The 26,561-nt window shown below is 71.1% G+C and carries 22 protein-coding genes; 15 read left to right on the forward strand and 7 right to left on the reverse strand.

Annotated elements, in window-relative coordinates:
* Positions 1–31 precede the first annotated feature (31 nt).
* The gene (locus CRP50_RS08460) at positions 32–595 is read left to right on the forward strand and encodes a thermonuclease family protein (RefSeq protein WP_097278591.1); all 564 of its coding nucleotides are present in this window, start codon (positions 32–34) and stop codon (positions 593–595) included.
* Positions 596–867: 272 nt separating this feature from the next.
* On the opposite strand, the gene CRP50_RS08465 is transcribed toward CRP50_RS08460, so the two are convergent.
* The 5 genes from CRP50_RS08465 to CRP50_RS08485 form a co-directional block, all read right to left on the reverse strand.
* A complete protein-coding gene (locus CRP50_RS08465; protein WP_245913411.1) occupies positions 868–2,106 on the reverse strand; it encodes an ABC transporter substrate-binding protein in 1,239 nt (412 codons plus the stop codon).
* A gap of 21 nt (positions 2,107–2,127) precedes the next feature.
* Complete coding sequence (locus tag CRP50_RS08470) at positions 2,128–3,675, reverse strand: AMP-binding protein (protein ID WP_097278592.1); 1,548 nt, start codon at positions 3,673–3,675, stop codon at positions 2,128–2,130.
* Between the two features lie 85 nt (positions 3,676–3,760).
* Positions 3,761–5,128 (reverse strand): ATP-binding protein, encoded by a 1,368-nt coding sequence (locus tag CRP50_RS08475; RefSeq protein ID WP_097278593.1) that lies wholly within the window; start codon positions 5,126–5,128, stop codon positions 3,761–3,763.
* Positions 5,125–5,874, reverse strand: a complete 750-nt coding sequence (locus CRP50_RS08480) for a response regulator (protein ID WP_217992020.1) — start codon at positions 5,872–5,874, stop codon at positions 5,125–5,127. Before CRP50_RS08480 ends, CRP50_RS08475 begins: the two co-directional genes overlap by 4 nt.
* Before the next feature lie 64 nt (positions 5,875–5,938).
* Positions 5,939–7,153 carry an NnrS family protein gene (locus CRP50_RS08485; RefSeq protein WP_141415092.1) on the reverse strand — a complete coding sequence of 405 codons (1,215 nt, stop codon included), beginning with the start codon at positions 7,151–7,153 and terminating at the stop codon, positions 5,939–5,941.
* A 100-nt stretch (positions 7,154–7,253) separates the two neighbouring features.
* On the opposite strand from CRP50_RS08485, the gene CRP50_RS08490 reads away from it, so the two are divergent.
* The 3 genes from CRP50_RS08490 (at position 7,254) to CRP50_RS08500 (ending at position 10,027) form a co-directional block, all read left to right on the forward strand.
* Positions 7,254–7,943, forward strand: a complete 690-nt coding sequence (locus CRP50_RS08490) for an NnrU family protein (protein ID WP_097278597.1) — start codon at positions 7,254–7,256, stop codon at positions 7,941–7,943.
* Between the two features lie 84 nt (positions 7,944–8,027).
* Positions 8,028–9,188 carry an SIR2 family protein gene (locus CRP50_RS08495; RefSeq protein ID WP_097278598.1) on the forward strand — a complete coding sequence of 387 codons (1,161 nt, stop codon included), beginning with the start codon at positions 8,028–8,030 and terminating at the stop codon, positions 9,186–9,188.
* A gap of 23 nt (positions 9,189–9,211) precedes the next feature.
* Complete coding sequence (locus CRP50_RS08500; protein WP_097278599.1) at positions 9,212–10,027, forward strand: alpha/beta hydrolase family esterase; 816 nt, start codon at positions 9,212–9,214, stop codon at positions 10,025–10,027.
* A gap of 7 nt (positions 10,028–10,034) precedes the next feature.
* Here CRP50_RS08500 and CRP50_RS08505 read toward each other — a convergent pair whose 3' ends face one another.
* Positions 10,035–11,057 carry a 2-oxoacid:ferredoxin oxidoreductase subunit beta gene (locus CRP50_RS08505; protein ID WP_097278600.1) on the reverse strand — a complete coding sequence of 341 codons (1,023 nt, stop codon included), beginning with the start codon at positions 11,055–11,057 and terminating at the stop codon, positions 10,035–10,037.
* 5 nt (positions 11,058–11,062) lie between these two features.
* Positions 11,063–12,958, reverse strand: coding sequence for a 2-oxoacid:acceptor oxidoreductase subunit alpha (locus tag CRP50_RS08510; RefSeq protein ID WP_097278602.1), 1,896 nt, complete (start codon positions 12,956–12,958; stop codon positions 11,063–11,065).
* 315 nt (positions 12,959–13,273) lie between these two features.
* Between CRP50_RS08510 and CRP50_RS08515 the strand changes: the two genes are divergently transcribed.
* The 11 genes from CRP50_RS08515 (at position 13,274) to CRP50_RS08565 (ending at position 26,521) form a co-directional block, all read left to right on the forward strand.
* Positions 13,274–14,464 carry an amidohydrolase family protein gene (locus tag CRP50_RS08515; protein ID WP_097278603.1) on the forward strand — a complete coding sequence of 397 codons (1,191 nt, stop codon included), beginning with the start codon at positions 13,274–13,276 and terminating at the stop codon, positions 14,462–14,464.
* 101 nt (positions 14,465–14,565) lie between these two features.
* The gene (locus CRP50_RS08520) at positions 14,566–15,405 is read left to right on the forward strand and encodes an FAD binding domain-containing protein (RefSeq protein WP_097278604.1); all 840 of its coding nucleotides are present in this window, start codon (positions 14,566–14,568) and stop codon (positions 15,403–15,405) included.
* A complete protein-coding gene (locus CRP50_RS08525; RefSeq protein ID WP_097278605.1) occupies positions 15,402–18,173 on the forward strand; it encodes a molybdopterin-dependent oxidoreductase in 2,772 nt (923 codons plus the stop codon). The genes CRP50_RS08520 and CRP50_RS08525 overlap by 4 nt, the downstream gene beginning before the upstream one ends.
* A 4-nt stretch (positions 18,174–18,177) precedes the next feature.
* Complete coding sequence (locus CRP50_RS08530; RefSeq protein WP_097278607.1) at positions 18,178–19,671, forward strand: 6-hydroxynicotinate reductase; 1,494 nt, start codon at positions 18,178–18,180, stop codon at positions 19,669–19,671.
* Between the two features lie 14 nt (positions 19,672–19,685).
* Complete coding sequence (locus CRP50_RS08535; protein ID WP_097278608.1) at positions 19,686–20,594, forward strand: UPF0280 family protein; 909 nt, start codon at positions 19,686–19,688, stop codon at positions 20,592–20,594.
* Positions 20,587–21,171 (forward strand): amino acid synthesis family protein, encoded by a 585-nt coding sequence (locus CRP50_RS08540; RefSeq protein ID WP_097278609.1) that lies wholly within the window; start codon positions 20,587–20,589, stop codon positions 21,169–21,171. The genes CRP50_RS08535 and CRP50_RS08540 overlap by 8 nt, the downstream gene beginning before the upstream one ends.
* Positions 21,168–21,752 (forward strand): amino acid synthesis family protein, encoded by a 585-nt coding sequence (locus CRP50_RS08545; RefSeq protein ID WP_097278610.1) that lies wholly within the window; start codon positions 21,168–21,170, stop codon positions 21,750–21,752. Before CRP50_RS08540 ends, CRP50_RS08545 begins: the two co-directional genes overlap by 4 nt.
* Positions 21,753–21,866: 114 nt before the next feature.
* Positions 21,867–23,048: an ABC transporter substrate-binding protein gene (locus CRP50_RS08550; RefSeq protein WP_416045206.1), complete on the forward strand. Its 1,182-nt coding sequence runs from the start codon at positions 21,867–21,869 to the stop codon at positions 23,046–23,048.
* A gap of 127 nt (positions 23,049–23,175) precedes the next feature.
* A complete protein-coding gene (locus CRP50_RS08555; protein ID WP_097278612.1) occupies positions 23,176–25,044 on the forward strand; it encodes an ABC transporter permease in 1,869 nt (622 codons plus the stop codon).
* Positions 25,041–25,820 (forward strand): ABC transporter ATP-binding protein, encoded by a 780-nt coding sequence (locus CRP50_RS08560; RefSeq protein WP_097278614.1) that lies wholly within the window; start codon positions 25,041–25,043, stop codon positions 25,818–25,820. Before CRP50_RS08555 ends, CRP50_RS08560 begins: the two co-directional genes overlap by 4 nt.
* Positions 25,817–26,521, forward strand: a complete 705-nt coding sequence (locus CRP50_RS08565; RefSeq protein WP_097278615.1) for an ABC transporter ATP-binding protein — start codon at positions 25,817–25,819, stop codon at positions 26,519–26,521. Before CRP50_RS08560 ends, CRP50_RS08565 begins: the two co-directional genes overlap by 4 nt.
* The last annotated feature ends 40 nt before the right edge of the window (positions 26,522–26,561 follow it).

The following is a 26,561-nucleotide window of genomic DNA, read 5'->3' on the forward strand; positions in this document are numbered from 1 at the left end:
AGTCGACGGTCGCGCCACGGAGGTCCGGACCATGAAAACCCACCGCCTGATACTCGCCGCCGGTCTCGGCGTCGCCGTGACCCTGGCTGCCACCGGCGGTCGGCCGCACGCCCAGACGTCGGAGACCGCGCCCGCCGTGTCGGTCGAAAAGAAGGACGTGATGGTGCTCGACGGCAACACGCTGCGGCTCGGCGACCGGGTGGTGACGCTCGCGGGCGTCGAGGCGCCGGCCCTGCGGCAGCAGTGCGTGCGCGACCAGCGCGTCGAGCCCTGCGGCGAACAGGCGGCGCAGGCCCTGCAGAAGATCGTCGATCTGTCGGTGAAGCCGGTGGAATGCCGGCTGGAGAGCGGCGGCGAGGCGGTCTGCCTCGTCGAGGGCCGCGACATCGGCGAAGCGCTGGTGCTCCAGGGGCGCGCCCTGTCCAAATCCGACCGCTACGTCGAGGCCGAGGCACAGGCCAAGAAGGGCAATCTCGGCCTGTGGAGCAGCGCCTGGGTGCCGCCCGACCAGTGGCGCGACGGCCACCGCATGCCGGAAGAAGTCGCCGCCCGCAGCCGCGCCGTCGCCGGCGAAAAGAAGCCGCAGCAGGACTGACGCGCACGCAGCAGGACAGGATGTGGGGGAGGGTCTTCCAGCGGTGACGGGACGCCGCGGCGTCCGGTCGCGGATGGGGGATCGGGGACACGTCGCCAGGCCGGGCAAGCAAGGGGGGGAAGCCCGACCGGCGTGGACGCGGGCTGACCCGTCACCGCCGGAGGCCGAAGAATGGCCGTCGCGTTAACGAATCTGAAATGCATTTATCGCATGGCCGATATGCATATTATGCCCAAAGGCATAAGATGTAGGTCGCGAGACCCAGTCGGGGCCTACTTGACCAACGGACAGTTCCCATCCTTCAACGGCCGGTAGGCCTCGGCGCCCGGGATGACGCGGACCAGCTTCAGCAGGTCCCACTCGCCGGTGGACTCGGCCGGGGTCTTGGCCTGCATCAGGTACATGTCGTGCACCATGCGGCCGTCGGCGCGGACCACGCCCTTCGGCGCGAACATGTCGGCGACGGGTAGCGCCCGCATCTGCGCCTGCACGGCGTCGGGGTCGTCGGTGCCGGCCGCTTCCACCGCTTTCAGGTAGTGGTGCACGGCCGAATAGACGCCGGCGTGGATCATGCTCGGCATCTGCCCGGTGCGGCCGTAGAAGCGGGCCGACCACTCGCGAGTCGCCTCGTTCAGGTTCCAGTAGAAGCCGGTCGTGAGCAGGAGTCCCTGGGCGGCATCGAGCCCGAGGGCGTGGATGTTCTGCAGGAAGATGAGCATGGCCGCCAGCTTCTGCGGCCCCGGCGTGATGCCGAACTCGGCCGCCTGCTTGACCGCCAGAACGGTGTCGGCGCCGGCGTTGACCAGCCCGATGACGTCCACCTTCCGCGCCTGCGCCTGCAGCAGCAGCGACGACAGGTCGGGCGCGCCGAGCGGGTGGTGCGACCCACCGACCACGATGCCGCCGGCCGCCGCCACGAAACGCTTGGTGTCGGCGTCCAGCGCGTGCCCGAAGGCATAGTCGACGACGATGTTGTACCAGGTCTTGCCGCCGTCCTCGACCAGCGCGGTGGCGGTGCCCTTGGCGAGGGCATAGGTGTCGTAGGCCCAGTGGAAGCCGTAGGGACTGCACTTCTCGCCGGTGAAGGCGGTGGCGGCGGCGCCGACCGCGAGCACGATGGTCTTCGTCTCGCGCCCCACCTCCTGCACGGCCAGCATGGCGCCGGAATTGGGGATGTCGGCGACGGCGTCGACGCCCCGCTCGGCGGCCCAGGTGCGGACGACCGCGGCGGCCCGGTCGGGATCGTTGCGGTGATCCTCGAACACCATGTCCACCGGTACGCCGAGGACGCGGCCGGCGAACTCCTCCACCGCCATGCGGGCGGCGACCACCGATCCCTCGCCGCTGATGTCGGCATAGACGCCCGAACGGTCGTTGAGCACGCCGATGCGCACGACGCCGTCGGACGGGCGCGCCGCTTCGGCCGCGTCGGCATGGCCGGGCAGCACCGCCGCGACGAGCGCCAGTCCGGCCGCCGCGGCGCGGACGGCCCATGAACCCTTGACCCCCAACCCGATCCCCTCCAGCCGCGATCAGTCGCCGCCGCCGTCCTCCGCCCCGGACAGCAGGCGCCGCAGTTCCGTTTTCAAGACCTTACCGTAGTTGTTTTTCGGCAAGTGTTCCACGAAACGATAGCGTTTCGGTCGCTTGAAACGGGCGATGGCCGCGAGGCAGAGGGCGTCCAGTTCCTCGGCCGTGCAGGCGGCGCCCGCGGCGGGCACCACGAAGGCGATCACTTCCTCGCCCCAGTCGGCGTGCGGCTGCCCGACCACCGAGACCTCGCGCACCGCCGGATGGGTCAGCAGCACTTCTTCCACCTCGCGCGGATAGATGTTGCTGCCGCCCGAGATGATGACGTCCTTGCTGCGGTCCTTCAGCGTCAGGAAGCCGTCGTCGTCGAGCGCGCCCATGTCGCCGGTGAACAGCCAGCCGTCATGCACCGTGCGCGCCGTCGCCTCGGCGTCCTGCCAGTAGCCGAGCATGACCGACGGGCCGCGCACCAGCACCTCGCCGGTTTCGCCGGGCGGCAGCGGGCGGCCCTCGTCGTCGGCCACCCGCACCTCGACCAGCGTCTGCCGCACGCCGACGGAGGCGAGACGCGCCTCGTGCCGGGGATGGGCGGCGTCGGCGTGCAGGGCCTTGGACAGGGCGGTGATGGTCATGGGGCTCTCGCCCTGGCCGTAGATCTGGGCGAGCTTGGGGCCGAACACCTCCATGGCGCGCCGGCAGTCGGCCACGTACATGGGGCCGCCGCCGTAGACGATGGTCTTCAGGTTGCGCGTATCGGACCCGCCCGCCGCCGGCGCATGGGCGAGGCGGTGAACCATGGTGGGCGCCGCGAAGAACGACAGGCCGGGCTGGTGCGGCAGCAGGGCGAGGATCTCGTCGGGCTCGAAGCCGCCGCTTTCGGGGATCACCTGCCGCGCCATGGCGGCCACGTGCGGCAGGATGTAGAGGCCGGAGCCGTGGCTCATGGGGGCGGCGTGAAGCAGGGCGTCGGCGGCCGAGACGGCGTCGACGTCCATGAAGTAGCAGGCCGTCATGGTCAGGAGGTTGCGGTTGGACAGCATGGCGCCCTTGGGCCGCCCCGTGGTGCCGCTGGTGTAGAACAGCCACGCGAGATCGTCCTGGCCACGCGGCACCGGGGGCAGCGGGTCGTGGGCGAGCAGGCCGCGCCACTCCGCCGAGCCGGCCTCGATCAGGCGCACGCCGCCGTCGCGCACGACAGGGCAGGCGCCCAGGCTGCCGGCCATGTCCGGCGTCACCAGCACGACGCGGGCGCCCGAGTGGGCGAGCATGTAGTCGAATTCCAGGCTGTGCAGCTTGGCGTTCATGGGCACCGCCGCAAGCCCGCCGTGCCAGATGCCGAACAGCGCCTCCACGTACTCCGGGCAATTGGTCATGGCGATGGCGACCCGCTCGCCCTCCGCCAGGCCCAGCCCATGGCGCAAGGCGCCGGCGAGGCGGGCGGCGCGGTCGGCGAGGGCGGCCCAGGTGGCGACGGTGGTCGTCCCCACCTGCACGGCGGGCGCCGTGGCGGCGACCCCGGCGGCGCGGGTGAGCAGGGTGGCGAGGTTCATGGCGGCGGCGATCTCCCTGTGGGCCGTTCTGTGCGGCGTTTCAGGGGCTTATCCTACGACACCTGTGCCGCCACGTCAGGAGCCGCTAAAGGGGGAGTGTCACGGTCACCCGCAGGCCGCCGCCGGGCGCGTCGCTGAGGGTGATGGTGCCGCCGTGGGCATGGACGATGGTCCGCGCCACCGACAGGCCGAGCCCGGTGCCGCCCGTTTCCCGCGAGCGCGACGCCTCGATGCGGTAGAACGGCGCGAAGACCTTCTCGCGCTCCGCCGGCGGGATGCCGGGGCCGCGGTCGTCCACCGTCACCACCGCCGCGCCGGCGTCCCGCGTCACCAGGACGGAGGCGCTGCCGCCGTACTTCTCGGCGTTGTCGAGCAGGTTGGCGAAGACCCGCTTCAGGCCGGTCGGGCGCGCCTGCAGGACGAGGGCGTCCGGTGCCTCCACCGTCACCGGCCGGCCTTCCGCCGCGTCGCGCAGCAGGGCGGCGAGGTCGACGGCGGCGGGCGGTTCCGCCTGCGCGTCCTGGCGGGCGAAGGCGAGGGTGGCGGCGATCATGCGCTCCATGTCTTCCAGATCGGCGAGCATCTTGTCGCGGTCGGTCTCGTCGTCCATCAGTTCGGCGCGCAGGCGCAGGCGGGTGATGGGCGTGCGCAGGTCGTGGGAGATGGCCGCCAGCATGCGCGTACGGTCCTCGACGTAGCGCGTGAGGCGGCGCTGCATTTCATTGAAGGCTGCCGCCGCCCGCCGCACCTCGCGCGGGCCGGTTTCGGGCAGGGGCTCGGTGCGGACGTCGACGCCGAGCCGCACCGCCGCCGCCTCCAGGGTGCGCAAGGGACGCACGGCGCGGCGCAGGCCCCAATAGGCGATGGCGCCGACCACCAGGGTCACGGCGGTCACCAGCACCAGGAACTGCGGCTGCCACAGGCGTTCCGGGCGGTCGAGCACGACGACGCCGGTCAGCCACATCCCGTCGCTCAGGCGCATGCCGGCCGCCACATGGGGCAGGGCGCCGGGGGCGGTCATGCGGGCGTGCATGCGGCCCATGCCGGGCGGCATGTCGGAGGGCGGCGGCAGGTCGTCGCGCAGGCGGCCGACGCTCAGCTCCACCGCGTCGGGCAGACGCTCGCGCAGCAGCCCCTCCATGATCCGCACCAGCGGCCCGATCCCCGGTTCCACCACCGGCGCCGGGCTCAGCACCACGCGGAAGCCGTGGCTGCCCATGGCGCGGGCGACGCCGCGCCGGGCCTCGGGCGGCGCGGCGGCCACCGTCTCCACCGCCGCCGCCATGCGGTCGGCGGCCTGGCGCAGGCCCGCCGCCTCCAGCGCCGCTTCGCGGTTGCGGGCGTAGAGGCCGAGCACGGCGAGGTGCGACACCAGCAGGACGGCCGCCAGCACCACCACGAACCAGCCGGTGATGGTGTCGGGCAGCAGGCGGATGCGGCGGCGCGCGCTCATGCCCGTTCGACCTCCGGCGTGAACAGATAGCCGCCGCCGCGCACGGTCTTGATGAGGCTGGGCTGCTTGGGGTCGGGCTCGATCTTGCGGCGCAGCCGGCTGACCTGGATGTCGACGCTGCGGTCGAAGGCGATGGCCTGGCGGCCGCGGGCGAGGTCCAGCAACTGGTCGCGCGAGAGCACCCGGCGCGGATGCTCCACGAAGGCGAGCAGCATGTCGTATTCGCCGGCCGACAGGTCCAGTTCCGTGCCGTCGGCGGCGGTGCAGGTTCGGGTGGCGGGGTCGAGCACCAGCCCGGCGAAGCGGTAGGATGGCTCGCCGGGCGCATCGGGGGCAGTGTCGGGCGCCGGCGCGACGTCGGGCGGCGCGGCCCGGCGCAGCACTGCCTTGACACGGGCCACCAGCTCGCGCGGGTTGAAGGGCTTGGGCAGGTAGTCGTCGGCGCCCATCTCCAGGCCGACGATGCGGTCCACGTCTTCGCCCATGGCGGTGAGCATGACGATGGGTGTGCGGTCGCCCTCGGCGCGCAGGGTGCGGCAGAGCGTAAGCCCGTCGTCGCCCGGCAGCATGAGGTCGAGCACCACCAGATCGGGCCGGTCCTCGGCCATGCGGGCGCGCATTTCCACCCCGTCGGCCGCCGTCGTCACCCGGAAGCCGTGGCGGACGAGGAAGCGGCCGAGCAGGTCGCGGATTTCGCGGTCGTCGTCGACGACGAGCAGATGAGGTTCGGCGGGCAGCGTGCTCATGATGGCCGAGGATACCCCCTCCCGGCCCCGCGGCGGAGAGGGAAAAGCACGCCGTTACACTGTGTTACGGTGCGATACGGCGGGGCTGCGTCAGGATCGGCGCATAGACCACGAGGAAGCACAGGAAGGCGAGGCTCCACAGCACGCCCGACGACACCATCAGGCCCAGGTAGGCGCCGGGCTTCAGCGCCGGGCCGAACACCCGCACCAGCGCCGCCATGCCGACCAGCAGGAAGGCGAGGCTGGTGAGCGGTGCCGCCACGATGACCCGCCCGCTGTGGCCGAGGGCGGCGCGGCTCATGACCGCCAGCGTCATGGTGCCGACGGCGCCGACGGTCATGGCGTGCCAGGCGGTGGTCGGCGGCAGCCAGTCGAACAGATGCGCCGCCGCCTCGGTCAGGAAGGCGATGCCGATCCAGGCATAGCCCACGTGCAGGACGAAGAGGATGGGCTCGGCCAGCGTCGCCATGCCGTTCCAGTGCGACAGCCGCCACAACACCGCCACGCCGGCCAGCAGCGCCGCGATCCCGGTCAGCCACCACCACGCGCCGAGGGCGTGCAGGATCAGCATGAGCAGGGCGAGACCGACGGCCACCTTCTCCAGCGCCCCGTCCTGGCGCACCGAATCGGGCCGGCCGTGGGCTTGCATCCAATTGCGGGTGAAAGTGGGCACGATGCGCCCGCCGATCAGCACCATCATCACCGCCGCCACGTCGATGGCGAGGCGGCGGCCGTAGGTGCCCGTCGCGGCGATGCCCATGAACTCCAGGTGACTGAGCAAGGTGCACAGCCACCACACCATGAGCAACGGCAGGAACACCTGGTTGCGCGGCTTGCGGGTCGGCAAGAGGGCGCGGGCCAGCACGCCGATCAGCACCGGCAGGAAGGCGAGGTCGACCGCCGCCACCAGCCACTCCGGCAGCAGCCCCGCCGCCCACAGGCCGATGCGCCCGGCCAGCCACAGGCCCGCCAGCAGCATGACCGTGCCGCGTCCCGGCTCGGCGCAGCCCGTCCAGTGCGGCACGGCGGTGAGCAGGAAGCCGGCGGCCGTCGCCACGGTGAAGCCGAACAGCATCTCGTGGGCGTGCCAGCCGACCGGGTGCGTGGCTGGCCCGAGCGCCGCCCCGCCCGGCACCGCCAGCCACAGCGCCCACAGCGCCACGGCGAGCGTCGCGTGCAGGCCGGCGAGCAGGAAGAAGACGCGGAAGGCGGCGGAAAACACGGCCGGTCCGCCGGATCGCGACGCGGCGGAGGCGGCGGCGCGGTCGGTGTCTGTCATGGCGATCTTGATCCCGGTCAAGTGGCGGGTCAGGGTCGTGGCCTAGGGTGGTCCTGCACCCCCGGCGTGTTCCCTCTCGTGCACTGGACCGACGTTTGACATGACCCAATTGTTGCTCGCCGTCGCGGTCTTCCTGCTGACCCACAGCCTGCCCGCCGCCCGCCCCCTGCGCAGCCGCCTGATCGCCACCGTCGGGCGCGGCCCCTACATGGCCGGATACTCCGCCCTCAGCCTGCTGGTGCTGGCCTGGGTCGGCTGGGCCTATGCCACCGCGCCCTACGTGCCGGTGCGCGATTACGTGGGGGCGACGGCCTGGGTGCCGCTCGTGCTCATGCCGGTCGCCTGCATCCTGGGCGTGGCGGCGCTGACGCAGCCGAACCCGCTGTCGGTGGCGGTGCGCTCGCGCGGCTTCGATCCCGACCGGCCGGGGGTGACAGCGGTGGTGCGCCATCCGCTCATCTGGGCTTTCATCCTGTGGGCCGGCTCCCACCTGATCGCCAACGAGGATCTGGCGTCGCTCATCCTGTTCGGGCTGCTGCTGGCGCTCAGCCTCGCCGGACCGCTCGCGGTGGACGCCAAGGCGCGCCGCGGCCTGGGCGAGGCGGAATGGCGGCGGCTGGCCGCCCGCACCTCGGCCTGGCCGCTGGCGGCGCCACTGACGGGGCGGGTGCGGTGGCGCGATGCGTGGCCGGGCTGGGTGCCGGTGGCGGCGGGGCTGCTGCTCTACGTCGCGCTCTTGCACCTGCACGGGCCGGTGATCGGCGTGGTACCCTGGGCGGGGCTGTCCTGAGGCGCGGCGACCCGCGCCGCCGCGGCGGCGTTGCTGGGAGCGTGGGGCGAATCCGGCCCCGTCACGGGAGGGAGGAGGAGCCGCATGCCGTTGGTAGACCGGGCGCTGTCGCAGACCATCGAGGCCTTTGCCGACGTGCTCGACCGATTGCTCGGCGGCGACCCCGAAAGCACGCCGCCGCCCGTCATGACCTTCTGGTGCGGCGCCGGGTTTTCCAAGGCCTGGGACCGCCATGCCCCCACCGACGGCGAGCTGTTCGTGCTGCAGGCCGACGAACTGGAGGACTTCCCCAACCTCCGCCAGTTGCTGAAGGCCATCGGCTGGGGCGACCACGACCACATCAACTTCGAGGGCTTCAAGACCCTCGGCTACATCATCGACATGCAGATCCGCCACCCGGAGATCCGCAACCGCCATGTCGATGCCCACAACCTGAAGCTCAGCGTCAACGAGATCCGCACCCTCATCCAGCGCCGCTTCCGCGCCGCCTGCGAGATGGCGACGGTGGACCCGGAGACCCTGCGCTTCCCCGTGCGGGACGACCCCGACAAGCGCGCCATCCTGAGCTTCTTCGACCGGCTGGCGACATCGGCCAGCCGCATGGGGCGGGCGGTGCCGACGCCCTTGTTCCACTTCGTGACCACCAACTACGACTTCACCATCGAGACCATCCTCGACCACATCGGCGGCGGCCCGTCGGTGTTCGGGCGGCTTTATCGCGGCGTCACGCCGTCGCGCATCTGCGGCCGCACCATCTGGGACCACCTGCCGCTGACCGTCGACCGCAACCTCATCAAGGTGAACGGCGGGTTCGAGATCCTGCGCAGCGGCGACACCTATCACTTCGACTACCGCGACCGCCGCGACGAGGCCGTGCGCGAGGAGCCGCCGCTGCTCATCCTGCCGTCGCGGGCGCAGGACTACGGCGACCCCTACTTCCATGAAATCTTCCCGAAGGCGGTGCGGCTGCTGCGCGAGACCGACGTGCTGGTGATCGTCGGCTACAGCATGCCGCGCGAGGACGCGCTGCTGCGCTTCATCCTGCGCCAACTGGCGGAAAACCCCGAGGACGCCCGCGGCAAGCACGTCTTCCTCATCGACACCAAGCCGCCGGACGTCATCCGCGAGCGGCTGGAGAAGGTGTTCTTCTCCATCGACCGCATCGGCTGGCCGCGCACCCACTACTACCCCGGCCGGTTCGAGGACTTCTGCCGCGCCGCCGCCGGCGCCGGGGAGTACTGCTGACGCGGCTTGCGCGTTGTTGGGGTATGACCGACCGTCGTGCCGCCCTCGTGTTCTGGCTCCTGTCGACCGCGCCCGCCGCCGCCGCTTCGGCCGGCTGCGGTCAGCCGCCCCCGGATCGGCCGCCGCAGGCGGTGGGGCTGGAGGGTGGTGCGCGCGGCATCCTCGTCGCCGTGCCCGAAGCCTACGATCCCGCCGTGCCGCACCGGCTGATCGTCGCCTTCCACGGCCGCACCAACCCGGCGGAGCGCGTGCGTCGCTACTACGGCCTGGAGGACGCGGCCAAGCGCCCGACCATAGTCGTCTATCCGCGCGCCGAGCGGCAATCCGACGGCACCTTCGTCTGGCGCCTGCCGCAGGACGCGGCCCTGTTCGACGCGGTGGTGGAGCGCATGGCGGCGGACTATTGCGTCGACCGCGACCGCGTCTTCGCGGTCGGCCATTCCCTCGGCGCCACCTTCGCCAACACGCTCGCCTGTGCGCGGGGCGAGACCTTGCGCGGCGTGGCGACGGTGGCCGGCGGCATCCAGCCGGCCGAGTGCCGGGGAGAGGCGGCGGCGCTGTTGCTCCATCACCCGCAGGACCGGCTGGTGCCGGTGGAGACGGGGCAGGCGGCGCGCGATGCCTTGCTCGCCGCCAACGATCTGCCCGCGACGCCGGCGGAAAGCTTCGCCGAGCCCTATGTATGCCGCCGCTACGGCGCCGCCGACGATCCGGCGCCGGTGGCGTGGTGCCTGCACGATCAGTCTGCCACCCGCACCGGCCGCACTTACGCCCACCAGTGGCCCGACGGCGCGGAGCAGGCGGCGCTCGCCTTCTTCCGCGCCCTCGAAGGCGACTGAGCGGCCCCTACGCGACGGTCCAGGTGTCGCCCTTGTGGAGCAGGGCGAGGATGTCCTCCACCGGGTCGGCGGCGGTATCCACCGCCGGTGCCCGGCAGGCCGACTCGAACGTCTCGGCGGGGGCGCAGTGCAGCACGCCCATGACCATGGGGAAGTGCGGCGGCCGCAGGGACGCCAGCGCCATGCCGAGCAGGCGGTTGGTCTCGTCGTGGACCAGCGCGTCGGCCTCGGTCACGCCGTTTTCGCCGAGCGTCGCCACCGCCAGGCCGAAGCCGTCGGGCGAGCGGACGAGGCCCTTGCTTCCGTCGCGGCCGAACAGCATGGGCTTGCCGTGTTCCACGAACAGCACGGTGTCGGCGACGGTCTTCTTGTCGGTCACCGAGTCGAAGGCGCCGTCGTTGTAGATGATGCAGTTCTGCAGGATCTCGACGAAGGACGCGCCCTTGTGGGCGTGGGCGCGCTTCAGCACCTCGGGCAGTTGCTTGAGCAGGGTGTCGCCGCCGCGCGCCACGAAGCGGGCGCCGGCGCCGAGCGCGAAGGCCGCCGGCACCAGCGGCGCGTCGATGGACCCGGCCGGGCTCGACGGCGAGCGGGTGCCGCAGGGCGAGGTGGGCGAATACTGCCCCTTGGTCAGGCCGTAGATCTCGTTGTTGAACAACAGGATGTTCAGATCCACGTTGCGCCGCAGGACGTGCAGCATGTGGTTACCGCCGATGGACAACCCGTCGCCGTCGCCGGTCACCACCCAGACGTCCAGCTCCGGGTTGGTCACCTTGAGGCCCGTCGCGACGGCCGGCGCGCGGCCGTGGATGGTGTGGAAGCCGTAGGTCGCCATGTAATAGGGAAACCGCGACGAACAGCCGATGCCCGACACGAAGACGGTGGAGTCCGGCGTCGCGCCCAGTTGCGGCAGGGTGCGCTGGACGGCCTTCAGGATGGCGTAGTCGCCGCAACCGGGGCACCACCGCACGTCCTGGTCGGAGGCGAAGTCCTTGTCGGTGAAGCGGGGGGAGTCGCTCTGGATGCCCATGGCGGTCACTCCGTCAGGGAGGCGAGAAGGGCGGCGATTTCCGCCACCTTGAAGGGCTGGCCCTGCACCTTGGTGTGCGAGCGCACGTCGCGCAGCAGCTCCGAGCGCAGCAGGGTGGCGAGCTGTCCGGTGTTCAGCTCCGGCACCACCACGTGCTCAAACCCGTCGAGCAGCTCGCCCAGGTCGGGTGGCAGCGGCCACACATGACGCAGGTGGATGTGCGACACCGCCTTGCCGGCGGCGCGGGCGCGGCTGACGGCGACTCGGATGGCGCCGTAGGTGGAGCCCCAGCCGACCACGGCGACCTTGCCGGTGCGCTCGCCCTGGTCGACCTCCTGCGGCGGCAGGTCGCGGGCGACGGCCGCCAGCTTGCCCATGCGGGCGTCGGTCATGCGCTGGTGGTTGGCCGGTGCGTAGGAGATGTTGCCGCTGTCGTAATCCTTCTCGATGCCGCCGATGCGGTGGGCGAGGCCGGGCGTACCCGGCTTCACCCAGGGCCGCGCCAGGGTCTCGGCATCGCGCAGGAAGGGGTGGAAGCCTTCCGGCTCGGTGCGGAAGGTGGTGGGGAAGGGCGTCATGGAGTCGGCGTCGGGCAGGCGCCAGGGCTCGGCGGCATTGGCGATGTAGCCGTCCGACAGCAGCATGACCGGCGTCATGTGGCGCACCGCCAGCTTCACCGCCTCGATGGCGCAGTGGAAGCAGTCCGACGGCGTGGCGGCGGCGATCACCGGGATCTGGGCGTCGCCGTTGCGGCCATACACCGCCTGCAGCAGGTCCGCCTGCTCCGTCTTGGTGGGCAGGCCGGTGGAGGGGCCGCCGCGCTGCACGTCGACGATGACCAGCGGCAGTTCGGTCGCGATGGCGAGGCCGATGGCCTCCGTCTTCAGCGCGACTCCGGGGCCGGAACTGGTGGTGACGCCGAGCGACCCGCCGTAGGAGGCACCGATGGCGGCGCAGATGGCGGCGATCTCGTCTTCCGCCTGGAAGGTGGTGACGCCGCGGTCCTTCATGCGCGCCAGGGTGTGCAGCATGGAGGAGGCGGGCGTGATGGGGTAGGAGCCGAGGAACAGCGGCAGCCCCGCCAGCCGCGCCCCCGCCCACAAGCCCCACGACAGGGTCTCGGCGCCGGTGACGGTGCGGTAGGTGCCGGGGGCGACCTGGGCGGCGGGAATGTCGAAGCGGCGCACGTCGCCGCTCAGTTCCATGGTCTCGCCGTAGGCATGGCCGGCCTTCAGGGCGGCGACGTTGGAGTCGCGCACCGTATCCTTGAACTTGCGGGCGAGCCAGGCTTCCACCGCCGCGGTGTCGCGGCCGAACATCCACAGCACGAGGCCGAGCGTCCACATGTTCTTGCAGCGCAGGCCGTCCTTCTGGCCGAGGCCGAAGTCCTTCACCGCACCGAGCGTGAGGGCCGAGACGTCGAGCGGCAGCACGCGCACGCGGGCGAGGCTGCCGTCTTCCAGCGGGTTGGCGTCGTAGCCGGCCTTCTTCAGGTCGCGCTCGGCGAAGGCGCCGCTGTCGACGATGACGAGGCCGCCTTCGCGCACGTCCGCCACGTTCACCTTCAGCGCCGCGGGGTTGAGCGCCACCAGAACGTCGGGCGTGTCGCCGGCCGTCAGGATTTCCGTCTGGCCGATGTTGATGGAATAGGCCGAGACGCCGTAGGTGGTGCCGACGGGCGCACGGATCTCCGCCGGGTAGTCGGGGAAGGTGGCGAAGTCGTTGCCGAACTGCGCCGACGAGGCCGCCATGCGGGTGCCGGTCAGCTGGATGCCGTCGCCCGAGTCGCCGGCGAAACGGATACGCACGAAATCCACTTCCGGCGTCAGCGAGACACGGCCGGCGGCAGAGCGGCGGCCGGCGAGCTTCTGCCCGGAAGCGGGGAGGGTGGGGGCTGTCATGGAACGGTCCTCCGCACGGTTGGCGGTGCGGCGCCGCTCCGCCCGCGGTTGGGCGGCGGCGCTCTCCTGATTGAGTGTATGCAAACGAAATGAAGGGCGTCAACGGGGCAAAGTAGTCCTGACCGACCGGTCAATTACCCACGGACTTTGCAAGAAATGATCTTGCGCGGACTGTGGCGAGAAAGGGGCTTGCGCCGGCCCGCCGGTTCTGGAACACTTGCCTCATAACGTAAGCATGCAAACGAGTTTCCGGCGCCGCCGCAGGGGTCCCCGACGGACGGACGAACCGGAAACCGCATGAACAGGAGGCGAAGCATGGCAGCCATCGCGCAGCCGAGTACCGCCGGAAAACTGGTCGTCCGCAACATCGGTCTGTTGCTGTCGGGCGACCTGAAGGCTCCCATTCTCGACGCCGACTGCATCGTCTGCGTCGACGGCAAGATCGCCCAGGTCGGGCGGGAAGCCGACTGCGACACCGGGGCGGCCGACCGCGTGGTCGACGCCAAGGGCACCACCGTCGCGCCCGGCCTCATCGACAGTCACGTCCACCCGGTGCTCGGCGACTGGACGCCGCGGCAGAACCAGTTCGGCTGGATCGACAGCTTCCTCAACGGCGGCGTCACCACCATGGTCTCGGCCGGCGAGGTCCACGTTCCCGGGCGGCCCAAGGACATCGTCGGCGTCAAGGCCATGGCGATCTTCGCCCAGCGCTCCTTCCTCAACGCCCGGCCGGGCGGCGTGAAGGTCCACGCCGGGGCGCCGGTCATCGAACAGGGCATGACCGAGGAAGACTTCAAGGACATGGCCGAGGCCGGCGTCAAGCTGCTCGGCGAGGTCGGCCTCGGCAGCGTCAAGGCCGGCGAGGAAGCCCGCCAGATGGTCGCCTGGGCGCGCAAATATGGCATCCAGTCCACCATCCATACCGGCGGCCCGTCCATTCCCGGCTCCGGCCTCATCGACGCCGACGTGGTGCTGGAAGCCGACGCCGACATCATCGGCCACATCAACGGCGGCCACACCGCCCTGCCGCAGAACCAGATCCGCTGCCTGTGCGAAAGCTGCCACCGCGGCATCGAGATCGTTCACAACGGCAACGAGAAGATGGCGCTCTTCGCCATGCGCACGGCCTTCGAGCTGGGCGCGCCGGAGCGCGTCATCCTCGGCACCGACAGCCCGGCGGGCTCGGGCGTCCAGCCGCTCGGCATCCTGCGCATGGTGAGCATGCTGTCGAGCCTGGGCGACGTGCCGGCGGAGGTGGCTTTCTGCTTCGCCACCGGCAACACCGCCCGCATGCGCGACCTGGACTGCGGCCTGATCGAGGTCGGCCGTGCCGCCGACTTCGTCATCATGGACCGCGCCCAGCACACGGCGGGCCGGAACCTGCTGGAAAGCGTGCAACTGGGCGACCTGCCCGGCATCAGCATGACCATCATCGACGGGCTGGTGCGCACCGGCCGGTCGCGCAACACCCCGCCGGCCGAACGGCTGGCGGAACTGGTGAGCTGACGCGACCGCCGGACGCCGCGCCCGGGGGCCGCCCGTCTCCCGCTCCCTTCCAGCGGGCGGCCCCCCTTCTTCCCACGTGACGACGACACGGGGACCACGGAATGCCGAAATACTTGCGCGTTCACAGCGTCGACCAGGCGCTCGAGTGCCTCAGTGACGGTCCCTGGCGCATCATCGCCGGCGGCACCGACGTCTATCCGGCGCTGGGCGAGGGGCCCATGCGCGACGACATTCTCGACATCTCGGGCCTGCGTGACCTGCGCGGCATCCGGCGCGACGGCGACGCGTGGCGCATCGGCGCCCTGACCACCTGGACCGACGTGCTGCGCGCCGACCTGCCGGCGTGGTTCGATGGCCTGAAGCTGGCGGCGCGCGAGGTCGGCTCGGTGCAGATCCAGAACGCCGGCACGGTCGCCGGCAACGTCTGCAACGCCTCGCCCGCCGCCGACGGCACCGCCGCCCTGATGGCGCTCGACGCCGCCGTGGAGGTCAGCGGCCCGGCGGGCCTGCGCGTGCAGCCGCTCGGCGACTTCGTCACCGGCGTGCGCCGCACCACGCTGGCGCCGGGTGAACTGGTGACGGCGGTCATCGTGCCCGACGGCGGCGAGGCCGGCGTGTCCGACTTCCTCAAGCTCGGCGCGCGGCATTATCTGGTCATCTCCATCGCCATGGTCTCCGTGGTCCTGCGCCTGAGCGGCGGGAGCATCGCCCGCGCCGGCGTCGCCGTCGGCTCCTGTTCCCCCGTCGCCCGCCGGCTGCCGGACCTGGAGGCACGCCTCGCCGGTCGAGCGCCGGAAGGGCTGGCCGCGCTGGTGGAAGACGGCGACGCCGCCGTCCTCAGCCCCATCGACGACGTGCGCGCCAGCGCCGCCTACCGCCGCGAAGCCGCCCTGACCCTGGTGCGCCGCGCCCTGACCCGCTGCGAGGAGGCCCTGCGATGACCCTCGACCTCCGCCCCGCCGACGTCCGCCCGGTGGACCTGACGGCATCCGTGCCCGTCTCCTTCACCCTGAACGGCCGCGCCGTCACCATCGCCGTGGAGCCCATGCGCCGCCTGACCCAGGTGCTGCGCGAGCAGATGGGCCTGACCGGCACCAAGGTCGGCTGCGACGCCGGCGACTGCGGCGCCTGCACGGTGCTCATGGACGACGAACCGGTCTGCGCCTGCATGGTCCAGGCCGGCCGGCTGGAGGGCTCGCGCGTCGAGACGGTGGAAGGCCTCGCCGCCGACGGCACGCCGCACCGCCTGCAACAGGCCTTCCTGCGCTTCGGTGCCGCCCAGTGCGGCATCTGTACCCCCGGCATGCTCATGGCGGCGGTGGCGCTGCTGCGGGCCTGTCCGCACCCGTCGGAGCAACAGGTGAAGGACGCCCTCGGCGGTGTTCTCTGTCGCTGTACGGGCTATTCCAAGATCATCCAGGCCGTCATGCACGCCAACGACCCGCTGCCCGAGGCGGTGACGGCGGAAGCGGGCGGGGCGGTCGGCAGCCGGCTGGACCGGCTCGACGGCCTGCCCAAGGTGCTCGGCACCGACGTATTCGGCGCCGATGCCTGGCCGGCCGACAGTCTGCTCGTGCGGGTGATCCGCAGCCCGCACCACCGCGCCCGCTTCCGGTTCGGCGACATCGACGCCTTCGTGCGCGCCCATCCCGGCGTCGAGACGGTGCTGACGGCCGCCGACATTCCCGGCCGCAACCTGTTCGGCGTCATCCCGCCGCTGGCCGACCAACCCGTCTTCGCCACCGACGAATGCCGCTTCAAGGGCGAGGCGGTGGCCGCCGTGGTGGGCGAGGAAGCGGTGCTGCGCCACCTCGACCTCGGCGCCTTCCCGGTGGAGTGGGAGGCCCTGCCGGCCGTCCTCACCCCGCCCGAGGCGCTGGCGGAGGATGCGCCGCAGGTCCATACCGCACGGGCCGGCAACGTGCTGGTGCGGGGCCTGGTCCGCCACGGCGACCCGCAGGCGGCCCTGCCGCAGGCTCATGCCGTGGTGGAGGGGAGCTATTCCACCGGCTTCATCGAACACGCTTATATCGAGCCGGAAGCAGGCTGGGCGCGGCGGTCGGGCGACCGCATCGAGATCGCCGCCTGCACCCAGGCGCCCTACATGGACCGCGATGACATGGCGGCCATCCTCGGCCTCGACCCCGAAGCGGTGCGCATCCTGCCGACCGCCGTCGGCGGCGGTTTCGGCAGCAAGCTCGACCTGTCCTTGCAGCCCTACATCGCACTGGCGGCGTGGAAGACCGGCCGCCCGGCGCGCATGGTCTACAGCCGCACCGAAAGCATGGCGACCACCACCAAGCGCCACCCGTCGGCCGTCACCGCCCGCATCGGCGCCGATGCCGAGGGCAAGCTGGTCGCCATGGAGTTCGAGGGCGTGTTCAACACCGGCGCCTATGCCTCCTGGGGGCCGACGGTCGCCAACCGGGTGCCGGTTCACGCCAGCGGCCCCTACCGCCATCCCAACTACGAGGCGCGGTCGCTCGCCGTCCACACCCACACCGCCCCGGCCGGCGCCTTCCGCGGCTTCGGCGTGCCGCAGTCGGCGGTGGCGCAGGAGACGCTGTTCGACGAACTGGCCGACAAGGTGGGCCTCGACCGCCTGGAGTTCCGCCTGCGCAATGCGCTCGACAACGGGCTGCCGACGGTCACCGGCCAGGTGTTTGCGCAAGGCGTCGGCATCAAGCAGTGCTTCGAGGCCCTGCGGGAGCCGTGGCGGGAGGCGCGCGCCGCCGCCGCCGCCTTCAATGCCGCCTCCGACGGGCGCATCCTGCGCGGCGTCGGGGTGGCCGGCATGTGGTACGGCTGCGGCAATACCTCGCTGCCCAACCCGTCCACCATCCGCGTCGGCCTGACCGCCGAGGGGCGGCTCGTGCTGCACCAGGGGGCGGTGGACATCGGCCAGGGCTCCAACACCGTGATCGCCCAGATCTGCGCCGACGCCCTCGGCCTGCCGGTGTCGCAGATGAGCCTGTTGGGTGCGGATACCGACCTGACGCCCGACGCCGGCAAGACCTCGGCCTCGCGCCAGACCTTCGTGTCGGGCAAGGCCGCCTACCTGTCGGGCAAGGCGCTGCGCGACCAGATCCTGCTGCGCCTCAACGCCGCGCCGGATACTCCGCTGGTGCTCGACGGTCCGTGTCTGCGGGCGGGTGACCGGGTGCTCGACCTGCGCACCCTGGAACCCGACGCCCGCGGCTACGTGCTGGCGGCGGAGGAAAGCTTCGACCCGCCGACCGCGCCGCTCGACGAGAACGGCCAGGGCGAGCCCTACGCCGCCTTCGGCTGGGGCGCCCATCTGGCGGAGGTGGAAATCGACACCGAACTCGGCCGCGTCACCGTAAAGCGCCTGGTCTGCGCCCACGATGTCGGCCGCGCCGTCAACCCGACCCTCATCGAGGGGCAGGTGGAAGGCGGCTCGGCGCAGGGCCTCGGCCTCGCGCTGATGGAGGAATTCATCCCCGGCCGCACCGAGAACCTGCACGACTACCTGATCCCGACGGCCGGCGACGTGCCCGAGGTCCGCACCATCCTGATCGAGGAAGCCGACAGCCACGGTCCGTTCGGCGCCAAAGGCATCGGCGAGCAGGTGCTGATCCCGACCGCGCCCGCCATCCTCAACGCCATCCGCGACGCCACCGGCGTGCTGGTGCGCGACCTGCCGGTGACCCCCGACAGGCTGCGCCGCGCGCTGCGTGAGAAGGGGTAACGCCATGTCCGCCACCACCCTGCCCGACAAGCCGGTCACCGACGCCTCCGGCAAGATCCGCTGCGATGCCTGTCCGGTCATGTGCTACATCGCCGACGGCAAGTCGGGCGCCTGCGACCGCTATGCCAACGTCGGCGGCGAGCTGACCCGCCTCGACCCGCTGGTGGTGCTGGAAGGCACGCTGGAGAAGGGCGAACAGGTGGTGCCCTTCATGGCGACCGGCACCGACTGGGACGGCGATCTGGTGAACCCCGGCGAGCGCTTCGTCACCGCCGTCGGCGCCGGCACCACCTATCCGGACTACAAGCCGGCGCCCTTCATCGTCTCCAGCGAGGCCGACGGCGTCGACATGGTGACGGTGGTGACGGAAGGCATCTTCAGCTACTGCGGCGCCAAGCTGAAGATCGACACCGACCGCCACATCGGCCCGGAGCGCGCCCTGGTGCGCTTCAAGGGCGAGCCGGTCGGCCACGTCACCACGGGCGAATACGGCTCGCAGATGATGTCCGTCGGCGGCGTCAACCACCTGACGGGCGGCAGCAAGAAGGAAGGCCGCATGACCTGCCAGGCCATCCTGGACCTGTGCAACCGGCAGGCGGTGGAACTGACCATCGACGACGGCGCCACCATCGTGGTGCAGGCGGGCAAGCCGCCCATCGTCGACGGCGAGCAGGAAAACCGCATGCGCGTCGGCTGCGGCTCGGCCACCATCGGCATGTTCGCCCGCCAGTGGTTCGGCCACGTGGACGACGTGGTGGTGGTGGACGACCACATCACCGGCGTGCTGTCGGAACACCAGGCCGGCAAGGTGCTGGGCGTCGAGCCGACGGGCATCAGCATCAAGGGCCGCCGCTCCACCCCCGGTCGCTACTTCCAGGTGGCCGAGCCCGGCACCGGCTGGGGCGGCACCGACATTTCCGACCCGCTCACCATCCTCGGCGATTTCAACGCCAAGGAGGCGCGGCCGGGCCTGACGCTGCTCATGGTCTCCACCACCGGCGACCACGCCGCCTACTACGTGCTCGACGAGGCGCTGAAGCCGGTACCGGCCGAGATGCCCGAACCCCTGCGCCTGACCGTCGAGCGCATCCAGGAAAACTGCGAGCCGGCCCTGTGCTCGGTCGTCTTCATCGGCGGCGCCGGCGGGTCGCTGCGGGCGGGCGTCACCGAGAACCCGGTGAAGCTCACCAAGTCGGTGAAGGACACCCTGACCTACGTGTCGAGCGGCGGTGCACCCGTCTACGTCTGGCCGGGCGGCGGCATCACCTTCATGGTGGACGTGACGCGCATGCCGGAAAACTCCTTCGGCTACGTGCCGACGCCGGCCATCGTGGCGCCCATCGAGTTCACCATGCGGCTCGACGATTACCGCACCCTCGGCGGACACATGGACTCGGTGGTGCCGCTGGAGCGCGTGCGCGACGTCGCCCGCAAGCGCAACCTGCTGGCCAGCACCACCAATCCCTGGCCCATGAACCGCACCAACTTCCGCTGGTAGCCGGAGCCGCCGCCATGCAGACCGCCACCCACCGCCTGTTGCCCGATGGCCGCCGCCTGCACCTGCAGCACGGCCCCATCGACCTCATCGTCGGCGCCGACGGCCCGGCGCCCGAGGTGCGCGCGGCCCACGCCCAGGCGGCGGCGCGGTTCGAGACGGTGCTGACCGAGCTGGTGGCCGAACTGCCGGTCCTCCGTACACCGGTGGGCGTGGCGCCGTGCCCGCTCGCCGGCCCCGTCGCCCGCCGTATGTGGGGCGCGACGCGGCCGCACGTGCCGATCTTCGTCACCCCCATGGCGGCCGTCGCCGGCGCCGTGGCGGACGAGGTGCTGGCGGCACTGACCGCCGGCCGGGCGCTCACCCGGGCCTACGTCAACAACGGCGGCGACATCGCCCTGCACTTGACGCCGGGCGCCGTGCCCTGGCGGCTCGGCGTGGTGGTGGACCCGGCGGCGCCGAAGAGCCCCGGGGCGCTCACCGTGCGCCCCGACATGCCGGTGCGCGGGGTGGCGACCAGCGGGCGGCTCGGCCGCAGCCTGTCGCTCGGCATCGCCGACTCCGTCACCGTGCTGGCCCGCACGGCCGCCGAGGCGGACGCCGCCGCGACCTTGCTCGCCAACGCCGTCGACCTGCCGGACCATCCGGCGGTGACGCGCACCCCCGCCCGCAGCCTGCAGCCCGACAGCGACTTGGGCGACCGGTTGGTCACCACCGCCGTCGGGCCGCTCGACCCGGTGGAAGTGGCGGAGGCCCTGCACGCCGGCCGCCATGCCGCCGAGCACATGCGCGAGCGCGGCCTGATCGCCGCCGCCGTTCTGGTGCTGGGCGGGCAGGTGCGGGTGGTCGGCGGGCCGAACCTCATCATGGCGCCGCCGCCGCGCTTCGTCGGGACACAACAGAGGGAGGACCGCATCCATGCCTGAGGTCGTGCTGCGCAAGCAGCAAGTGGTCGTCGAGGAGATCTTCCACGAAGGCGGCCCGCGCGCCGCCGAACCGCTCCGCCGCGCCGCCGTCGTCAGCGTCATCGCCAACCCCTTCGCCGGCCGCTACGAGGCCGACATCGAGGGGTTCATGGAAGACCTGAAGCCGCTCGGCCTCGCCATGGCGCAGCGCCTGCTCCAGGTGCTCGGCGGCGACCCGAAGGCGGTGCAGGGCTACGGCAAGGGCGCCATCGTGGGGGCCGCCGGCGAGCTGGAGCACGGCGCCCTGTGGCACGTGCCCGGCGGCTACGCCATGCGCGAGGCGCTGGGCGGCGCCAAGGCCATCGTGCCCTCCACCAAGAAGGTCGGCGGCCCGGGTACGCGCCTCGACGTGCCGGTGACGCATGTGGACGCCTCCTACGTCCGCAGCCATTTCGACGCCATGGAGGTCGGCATCCCCGACTCCCCGCGCGCCGACGAGATGGCGGTCGTGCTGGTCATGACCACCGGGCCGCGCATCCACGCCCGCGTCGGCGGCCTCAAGGCTTCCGAGATCAAGGGGGAGGACGGACTGCGATGAGCGCCGAGATCCGCAAGCTGATGGTCGTCGTCGACGAGATCCACCGCGAGATGGGCCGCGAGATCAGCCCGCCCACCCGCCGCGCCGCCGCCGTCGCCGTCATCGCCAACCCCTTCGCCGGCCGCTACGTCGAGGACCTGACGGAGCTGATGGACATCGGCGCCGAGCTGGGCGGGCTGCTCGGCCGGCGGGCGGTGGAGGCACTCGGCGTCGCGCCCTCGGCCATCGAGAGCTACGGCAAGGCCGCCATGGTCGGCGAGAACGGCGAACTGGAACACGCCGCCGCCATCCTCCACCCCAAGCTGGGCGCGCCGCTGCGCCAGGCGGTGGAGAAGGGGGCGGCGCTGGTGCCGTCGTCGAAGAAGCGCGGCGGGCCGGGGCAGGTGCTCGACATCCCGCTCGGGCACAAGGACGCGGCCTACGTGCGCAGCCACTTCGACGGCATGGAAGTGCAGATCAACGACGCGCCGCGCGCCGACGAAATCCTGGTGGCCGTCGCCGTCACCGACAGCGGTCGACCGCTGCCGCGGGTCGGCGGACTGACCACCGCCGAGGTCAAGGGAGAAGACGGCTTGCGTTGATTTTCAGAGGCTTTTCGGGTCAGGCTCCAATCCAACCATAAATCACCGGCCCGACCCCCACAGGGAGAACAGGAGGCTCACATGGTTCGAGTGTCAGGGTACGTGAGGAGCACATTGGCCGCGGTCACGGCGGCGGTCGCCGTCGCGGCCGGTCCGGCCCAGGCGGCCGACACCATCAAGGTCGGCGAAATCAACAGCTACACGGCGCTGCCCGCCTTCACCGAGCCCTACAAGAAGGGCTGGGAGCTGGCGCTGGAGCAGATCAACGCCGCCGGCGGCGTCAACGGCGCCAAGATCGAGGTCATCTCCAAGGACGACGCCGGCAAGCCCGGCGACGCCGTCACCGCCGCCAACGAGCTGGTGTCGCGCGAAGGCGTCGACCTGCTCATGGGCACGTTCTTCTCCCACATCGGCCTCGCCGTGGCGGACTACGCCAAGCAGCGGCAGGTCTTCTTCGTCGCCGCCGAGCCGCTGACCGACGCCATCGTCTGGCAGAAGGGCAACGACTACACCTTCCGCCTGCGCCCGTCCGTCTACATGCAGGCCAACATGCTGGCCGACGAGGCCGCCAAGCTGCCGGCCAAGCGCTGGGCGACGGTGGCGCCCAACTACGAATACGGCACCTCGGCCGTCGCCGCCTTCAAGGAGGCGCTGACCGCCCGCCGTCCGGACATCCAGTGGGTGGAAGAACAGTGGCCGCCGCAGGGCAAGATCGACGCCGGCTCGGTGGTCCAGGCGCTGGCGCGCTCGGAGCCGGAGGCCATCTTCAACGTCACCTTCGGCCCCGATCTCATCAAGCTGGTGCGTGAGGGCACCACCCGTGGCCTGTTCGAAGGGCGCGAAGTGGTGAGCCTGCTGACCGGCGAGCCGGAATACATCGACCCGCTGGGCGCCGAAACGCCCGAAGGCTGGATCGTCACCGGCTACCCGTGGGACAAGATCGACACCCCCGAACACAAGGCCTTCCTCGACGCCTACCAGGCCAAGTTCAACGACTATCCGCGCCTCGGCTCCATCGTCGGCTATGCGACCATGATGTCCGTCGGCGAGATTCTCAAGAAGGCCGGGTCCACCGAAACCCCGGCGCTGATCGAGGCGGCCAAGGGCATCGCCGTCGCGACGCCGCTCGGCCCGATCACCTACCGCGCGGTCGATCACCAGTCGACCCTGGGCGCCTTCGTCGGCCGCACCGCCGTCGTCGACGGCAAGGGCACGATGGTCGACTTCGAGTATCGCGACGGTGCCGACTACCTGCCGCCGCCCGACGAAGTGCGGCTGCTGCGGGCGACCAACTGACGGCGTTTCCCGTTCCGCCGGTTGATCCGGCGGCCGGAGTGCGGCGCGCCCCCTCGGGCCCGCCTCCGGCCGCCGCGACGGCCCTCGTTCCTCCCAGACCGCCCCCCTCGGCGACGGAGTGCAGGACGTGGACTTTCTCTTCGTGCAGTTTCTCAACGGACTGGCCAGTGCCTCGTCGCTGTTCCTGGTGGCGAGCGGCCTGTCCATCATCTTCGGCGTGACGCGCATCGTGAACTTCGCCCACGGGGCGTTCTACATGCTCGGCGCCTACATCGCCTACACGCTGACGCAGCACCTGACGGGCGTCGTCGGGTTCTGGACGGCGCTGCTGCTGGCGGCGCTCATCGTCGCCGCGCTGGGCGCGCTGATCGAAATGACGCTGCTGCGCCGCATCTACGACGCGCCGGAACTGTTCCAGTTGCTCGCCACCTTCGGCCTGACCCTGATGGTCGAGGATCTGGTGGTGATGATCTGGGGCCCCATGGAACTGCTCGGCCCGCGCGCACCGGGGCTGGAGGGGGCGGTGCCGGTGTTCGGGCAATTGTTCCCGGCCTACGATTTCGTGCTCATCGCCCTCGGCCCCGTCGTGCTCGGCGGCCTGTGGCTGCTGTTCAAGAAGACCCGCTGGGGCGTGCTGGTGCGTGCCGCGACGCAGGACCGCACCATGGTTTCGGCGCTCGGCGTCAACCAGTCGTGGCTGTTCACCTCGGTCTTCGCCCTCGGCATCTTCCTCGCCGCCCTCGGCGGTGCGGTGCAGATCCCGCGTGAGGCGGTCCACCACATGATGGACCTGCAGATCATCGTCGAGGTCTTCGTGGTCGTCGTCATCGGTGGGCTCGGCAACGTCTTCGGCGCCTTCCTCGCCGCCGTCATCATTTCCGAGCTGAACGCCTTCGGCATCCTGCTCTTCCCGAAGATCAGCCTGGTGCTGGTGTTCCTGGTGATGGCGGTGGTGCTGGTGGTGCGCCCGCACGGCCTGCTCGGCAAGGCGGAAAGCGACTCCCGCCCGGCCATCGGAACCGCCATCGAACCGTTCCGCCGGTTCGGCACCCGCGGCCGCAACGCCATGGTGGCGGTGCTGCTCGGCCTCGCCCTGGTGCCGCTGTTCGCCGGCAACTACCTGATGTCGGTCGGCACCGAACTGCTGATCTTCGCCCTGTTCGCCGCCAGCCTGCACCTGATGATGGGCGTCGGCGGCATGGTGTCCTTCGGCCACGCCGCCTACTTCGGGCTCGGCGCCTACGGGGCGGGGCTGCTGGTGAAGTACCTGGGCGCGCCCATGGAGGCGGCGCTGGTCGCCGGGCCGGTGCTGGCCGTCGCCGGAGCGATCCTGTTCGGCTGGTTCTGCGTGCGGCTGTCGGGGGTTTACCTCGCCATGCTGACGCTCGCCTTCGCGCAGATCGTCTGGTCGATCATGTTCCAGTGGTACGACGTGACGGGCGGCGACAACGGCATCCTCGGCATCTGGCCGAGCCGCTGGGCGTCCGACCCCATGGTGTTCTACTACGTCACCCTGGCGCTGTGCGCGGCCTGCATCTACGCCATCCGCCGCATCGTCTTCTCGCCCTTCGGCTACGCCGTGCGCGGCTGCCGCGACAGCGTGATGCGGGCCGAGAGCATCGGCATCGACCGCCAGCGCATCCAGTGGCTCGCCTTCACCCTGGCCGGCACCTTCGCCGGCATCGCGGGCACGCTCTATGCCTACCTGAAGGGCAGCGTGTTCCCCGACGTCGTGGGCATCCCGACATCGGTCGACGGCCTCGTCATGGTGCTGCTCGGCGGCCTGCAGACGGTGGGCGGACCCATCGTCGGTGCGGCGGCCTACAAGGCGCTGTCCATCTGGATGACCAGCCAGATCGACTTCTGGAAGCTGGTGCTCGGCGCCCTCATCGTCGTGCTGGTGATCGCCTTCCCCGAGGGCATCGCCGGGTTCTGGCAGCGCCGCGTATCGCCGCTGTTCCGTCGTTCCGAGACCGAGGAGGAGGCGATCCCATGACCGCCCTGGTCGTGCAAGACCTGCGCAAGTCCTTCGGCGGCGTCGAGGCCGCCAAGGGCATCACCTTCACCGTCGCGGAAAGCGAGCTGCTGGCGCTGATCGGCCCCAACGGGGCGGGCAAGAGCACCTGCTTCAACATGCTGAACGGCCAGCTGAAGCCCGACAGCGGCTCCATCAAGCTGTTCGGGCAGGAAATCGTCGGCAAGCGCCCGCGCGAGGTGTGGCGCATGGGCGTCGGGCGCACCTTCCAGATCACCGCCACCTTCGGCTCCATGACGGTGATCGAGAACGTGCAGATGGCGCTCCTCTCCCACCACCGCCGGCTGCGGGCCATGATCCCCTTTGCCGGCGACCTCTACCGCGACGAGGCGTGGGAGCTGCTGGAACTGGTGGGCATGGCGGACCAGGCCGGCCGCGCCTGCGGCACGCTGGCCTATGGCGACCTCAAACGCCTGGAACTCGCCATCGCCCTCGCCAACCAGCCGCGCGTGCTGCTGATGGACGAGCCGACGGCGGGCATGGCGCCGCGCGAGCGGGTGCAGCTCATGCAGCTGACCGCCGACATCGTGCGCGCCCGCGGCGTCAGCGTGCTGTTCACGGAACACGACATGGACGTGGTCTTCACCCACGCCGACCGCGTCATGGTGCTGAACCGCGGCGAGCTGATCGCCCAGGGCAGCCCGCAGGAGGTCCGCAACAACAGCGACGTCCAGTCCATCTATCTGGGCTCGGGCGCTCTCTACGGCGCCGAACCGGCCATGGAGGCGAGTGCATGAAGCTGGAAGTCCACGGCCTGAACGCCTGGTACGGCCGCGCCCACATCCTGTTCGACGTCCACATGCGGGTGGCGCGCGGCGAGGTGGTGGCCCTGCTCGGCCGCAACGGCGCCGGCAAGTCGACCACCTTCGCGAGCCTGGTCGGCCTGGTGCCGGCGCGGCGCGGCGACATCGTGTTCGACGGCCACGCGGTCGGCGCCATGAAGACCCACGATGTGGTCCGCCTCGGCCTCGGATACGTGCCCGAGGACCGGCGCATCTTCACCGACCTGACCGTCGAGGAAAACCTGGAGGTCGGCCGCCAGCCGCCGCGCGAGGGCGCCCCCACCTGGACGCCCGAGATGATCTACGAGCTGTTCCCGAACCTCGCCAGCATGCGCCGGCGCGCGGGCGGGCACATGTCGGGCGGCGAGCAGCAGATGTTGACCATCGCCCGCACGCTCATGGGCAACCCGTCGCTGGTGCTGCTGGACGAACCGTCGGAAGGCCTCGCGCCCAAGATCGTCGAGCAGATGGCGCACGCCCTCATCGAGATGAAGCGCCAGGGCCTGACCATCATCATCTCCGAGCAGAACCTGCACTTCGCCCGGCTCATCTCCGACCGCGCCTACATCATCGAGCGCGGCCGGGTGCAGTTCGAGGGGACGTTGAAGGAGCTCGACGCGAACCCGGAGGTGCGTGACGCCTATCTGGCGGTATGACACGCTTTCAGGTAGGTATCACGGCGAGCCTGGAGCGGGG

Source organism: Caenispirillum bisanense, assembly GCF_900230255.1.
GTDB lineage: Bacteria > Pseudomonadota > Alphaproteobacteria > Rhodospirillales > Rhodospirillaceae > Caenispirillum > Caenispirillum bisanense_A.